The organism is Nitrosomonas sp. ANs5 (assembly GCF_050584665.1).
Lineage (GTDB): Bacteria > Pseudomonadota > Gammaproteobacteria > Burkholderiales > Nitrosomonadaceae > Nitrosomonas.
Window position 1 is genome coordinate 1 of the sequence record NZ_JBEUDO010000096.1, and the last position, 4,065, is coordinate 4,065.

Consider the following 4,065-nt stretch of genomic DNA (forward strand, 5'->3'; position numbering starts at 1 on the left):
GGTGGAGCTTTGACCCCTTGCTTGGGGAGAGGAGGTGAGGCCTGCCTTCCTGCCCAAAAGACAAACTGAGCTGAACAGTGCCGCTTAGCGTAAATAAGGCGGGATAGGTTCTCCAAAGAACTCTCGCATTAAAAAATATTCAAGCCCCTCGTTATCTCCTGGGCGTGCGGACAGGACAACGACGCGATTAAGGCGATCTGATTCCCAGTTAAAGTCATCCTGATGATACTGGCGAATGAGCTGGATCATTCTGCGGATGATTGCGCGTTGAATGTCGCCGTCCGGCCCTGCTTCTACTTCGATGAGTTCTCGCCGTGGGTTGCCGCCGCCGGTTGTCCAGGCGCGAAATGAAAACTGTGCATAATGCGGACCCATTTTGATGATCCGAAAAACGCCGCTGGTACCGGGCATTTGCAGGTTGCGTTTGACTCTCGCCATTCTGATCTCTTCCGCTGACGGCTGTGGTTCCGGGTTGATATTTTTGTTGTTCTCAAACCCATCAGGAATGCCGGTCAAACGCCTACGTTGCGCTCTTCTCTGATTGATATACTCCGATAGATCGGCCGCCGGTGGGGCGACTTTCTCTTTTTGTGGAACCTCGCTTCTGATTACTTCCTTAGGGGGCGTAACTTTTGTGGTTTCAATCGCATCTTGCCTGACAGGTGGCGACGGCTTGGGTGGGGTGGGGGGGCGCGGAAGTGGCAGCGGCGGCTTGACCGGGTCCGGTGCTGTTTTTGCTTTCTGCGCTTCATTCTGGGGTTGCGTCTCGATGCCTTTGCGTGGCGGTGGGATGGCTTCCTGGGGCTGTGCGAGTTCTGGAAGCTCCAGAAATTCCGCTTCTATTGCATCAGGGATAGCAATATTGACTGCAATTTCGGGTTCCGTCAGGAAAAAACCGAACGTCCAGATCATGATCAGCCAAAGTAGCGCAGCCAGCGGCAGCGGCCACCAGAGCTGGATTTCCTTTGATCTGGAGCTATTCATCACTACGGATTCTTTCAAACTATTAAGGGATATAGTAATTATTTATGCCGAACCGCGATCAGAAAATGCTGCACGCCTGCACTTCTCGCTCGGAGCATCGCCTGAACCACAACACCTTGTGGCGCTTCGTTATCCGCCGAAATAATCAATTTTTGCTTGGCATCTTGAAGCAGCGGTTTGAGCGTGGTAGCCAGAGTGTCGAGGGTAACGGATTCTTTGTTGATAAAAATTTCACTATCCTTGGTCAGTGTTAGAGTCACCGGTTTTTCGGCGCTAAGTTTCTCGGCTTGGCCTTCGGGTAAGCTGACTTGCAGAGAATCCAGCTTCTGCATGGATAACGAAGCCAGCATAAATGTTGCGAGCAGAAAAAACATGACATCAATCATGGGAATAATCTGAATATAACCTTTTCGGGGTGTCCTGGATTTACGCAGTTTCATGGGTGTCTTCCTTCTGATCCAGCCGAATATGATCGATCAGGCGCGTGCCGAGACGTTCCATTTCATCCATCGTTAGTGATTGCAGGCGTGAGAAGTAATTGAATCCAAACAACGCAACCAGCGCGATAATCAGACCAATAACGGTTGCAATCAGTGCCTCGGCAACACCGCCTGTCACTGCGGTCGGGTTGACAATACCTTCACTACCGATAACTTGAAAGGCGCGCATCATGCCGACAACGGTTCCCACGAGCCCCAGTAGCGGCGCGGCCGTCACGATTGTTTCCAGTGCCCAGAGTCGGCGAGCGAGTGAGCTTTCAATGAGCTGGGCTTCATCCGCTGCGCGTGATTCGGTCCACCAGGATGGTTGGTGCCGATTGGAAATCACTACTTCAAAGAAGCGTTTGTAATAGTGGCGTTTATCCAGTCCTGACAGGATTTTTTCCAGATCTTCCCACTTGAAACCATAGGTCTCGATGAGATTCAATAAATCGTTTGAGAGACGAGCGAAGCGCCAGTAAACAAATGCTTTTTCGAGCATTATCGCCAGCGCAATGACACCCAGCAAAGATAGCGGCAGAATAATGATCCCGCCCAGTTTTAACATGATCCAGGCTTGGTTAAGGTATTCCATTCATAAACTCCAGATTAAGTCTGTTTTTATAGCGTGTGATTTGAAACGGCCGTTGCCTTGAACTTAAGCCACTGATTGATACCGGCCAATCAGGCTCGTCCACAGTAGATCAGTCTATTCTCGGACAGCCTCCTGGTCAGAAAGCGCCTATGTGATGCATGCGTTTTTCGCTGACACTTCATCACAAAGCGTTGTTGGGGGATGACGCTTTCGTCAAGCGATACCAGCAGGACAGAAATGTGGTAGGCCTATCTGTCAGACGCCTACGCCATGCCCGAAATCGGCGCGCATTCCGGCGTTCACTATAGGGCATCTCTAAGAATTTAAGTTGCCAAATGAGGCAGGTCAGGGGGAAAATGTTGTTTGTATGAATAAATCATAGTAACGCGTTGTTTTTAATGTGCAATGCGGTAATTATACTCCCCGCTATGAGACCTGGCCATGACGTCGGGGTTGTGTTCGATCATCACCGCAGAGCGATGGGCGTCAAGGAGATTGCTCTAATAATTTAATTTCCAAATTTTTCCAGCTTGTCCTTGAGATTAACTGGTACGGTAAAAAGAAATCCCTTTCCAATTTTCTCCTTAACCAAAAGATCAAGGTTGGACAGGTTTAATAAATCCATTCTAGCCGTTTGATAAACAACGTTGTGTGAGCCGCGATGACCTGCTATGGAAAATATGGATTGAGGATCTTTTAGGGCCCTGTTTAACAACGCGATTTGACGATGATTCAATATGGCGCGTAACGTCGGAGACTGCTTTAAGAAAGATTCTGCTGAGCGCAGTTCCTTAGACTTTCTGTCCAGGTATTCATATAGATCATTAATCGCCCGAATGATTACATTTAATTGATGTACGACAAAGTAAGTGACATCGTTGTCGTCTGTCTCCGTGTATAAGTATGCGCGTGTATATTGAGCTGGAGCCAATTTGATTATTCGCGATATTGAGATAAATTCAATAAGCCAGTAACCCTGGTTAAGCATGCCCCAATAAAACAGCGCCCGAGCGGTGCGGCCATTGCCATCTTCAAATGGATGGTCATAGGCAAGCATGAAGTGCAGAAGAATGGCCTTTATAACAGGATGCATAAAATCAGTTATCTGATTGTCATTGGCAAATTGACAAAGGTTTTCTAGTCGTTGTTCTAGTTCTGCTGCCTTGGGTGGCATATGCAAAATTGTCGTATCGCGCTCATCTCCAACATAGATGTCATCGGTTTTCCTTAGTCTACCTGCCATGGAAGGATTGTCCGTCGTGCCTGTTGTCAGCAAGCGGTGTAATTCAAGAATTACTTTAGGGGTAAGCTTCTCCTCCTTCATCTCGCTGATAAATTGCATTGCGTGATAGTTATTGATGATCATTCTTTCAGAGTCGTCTCTAGGTTTCCTGCCTTGGCGGATCATTTCCTTTGCAACTTTTCGCGTTGTGGATGCTCCCTCAAGCTGGCTTGAAGTAATTGCTTCTTCAATTAGGGAATTAAGCAGGTACGCGTCCTTAGTCTGTGGATTTGTAACTGCCGTGCTACTCTGTATAACACCACTTGCATCACGGGTTATCTCGTGTAGCAAGCGCATCACAACATCTGGTTGTGTATACCGAAAGGGTTTTCCATGCGCATCCGCATGTGGAATCGGCTTGAACTGCACCATACGGGCAGTCTTGACAGCAAACCACCATTCCTCGCTGTTAAGCCCATCTGGCGGTATCAAATGGCGAAGTTTGTCCCAGTGATAATAGTTTCCCTTGGGATCTGGCCGAATCGGCATAGAGATCAGTTCTAAATATCTGCTCGGACCGTCGCGCACGATATTTTGGAATAATGCATCGTATTTTGGGGGCGTGACTGGGATTTTCATAATGATAAATCTACTAATATGTGAATAATTAGTAGAAAAATAGCAGGACTTAGTAAATATTGCTACTAAAAATTACAGAATTAGTATTAAAACAGCTATCTATCAATAAATTATTATGCCTATGAACCATTTTCAGTATTTTCTGC

The 4,065-nt window shown here is 47.3% G+C and carries 4 protein-coding genes; all 4 read right to left on the bottom strand.

Features of this window, described 5'->3' with window-relative positions; genetic code table 11:
* Positions 1 to 84 precede the first annotated feature (84 nt).
* Positions 85 to 984 (bottom strand): hypothetical protein, encoded by a 900-nt coding sequence (locus ABTW62_RS13450; protein WP_430905087.1) that lies wholly within the window; start codon positions 982 to 984, stop codon positions 85 to 87.
* Positions 985 to 1,022: 38 nt separating this feature from the next.
* The gene (locus ABTW62_RS13455; RefSeq protein WP_430905088.1) at positions 1,023 to 1,424 is read right to left on the bottom strand and encodes an ExbD/TolR family protein; all 402 of its coding nucleotides are present in this window, start codon (positions 1,422 to 1,424) and stop codon (positions 1,023 to 1,025) included.
* Complete coding sequence (locus tag ABTW62_RS13460) at positions 1,411 to 2,058, bottom strand: MotA/TolQ/ExbB proton channel family protein (RefSeq protein ID WP_430905089.1); 648 nt, start codon at positions 2,056 to 2,058, stop codon at positions 1,411 to 1,413. Before ABTW62_RS13460 ends, ABTW62_RS13455 begins: the two co-directional genes overlap by 14 nt.
* Before the next feature lie 508 nt (positions 2,059 to 2,566).
* A complete protein-coding gene (locus ABTW62_RS13465; protein ID WP_430905090.1) occupies positions 2,567 to 3,919 on the bottom strand; it encodes a Fic family protein in 1,353 nt (450 codons plus the stop codon).
* Between the last annotated feature and the right edge of the window lie 146 nt (positions 3,920 to 4,065).

Excerpts from the sequence above, each read along its gene's own strand:
- ABTW62_RS13450 (WP_430905087.1), bottom strand. The coding sequence starts at position 984 with ATGAATAGCTCCAGATCAAAGGAAATCCAGCTCTGGTGGCCGCTGCCG.
- ABTW62_RS13455 (WP_430905088.1), bottom strand. The coding sequence starts at position 1,424 with ATGAAACTGCGTAAATCCAGGACACCCCGAAAAGGTTATATTCAGATT.
- ABTW62_RS13460 (WP_430905089.1), bottom strand. The coding sequence starts at position 2,058 with ATGGAATACCTTAACCAAGCCTGGATCATGTTAAAACTGGGCGGGATC.
- ABTW62_RS13465 (WP_430905090.1), bottom strand. The coding sequence starts at position 3,919 with ATGAAAATCCCAGTCACGCCCCCAAAATACGATGCATTATTCCAAAAT.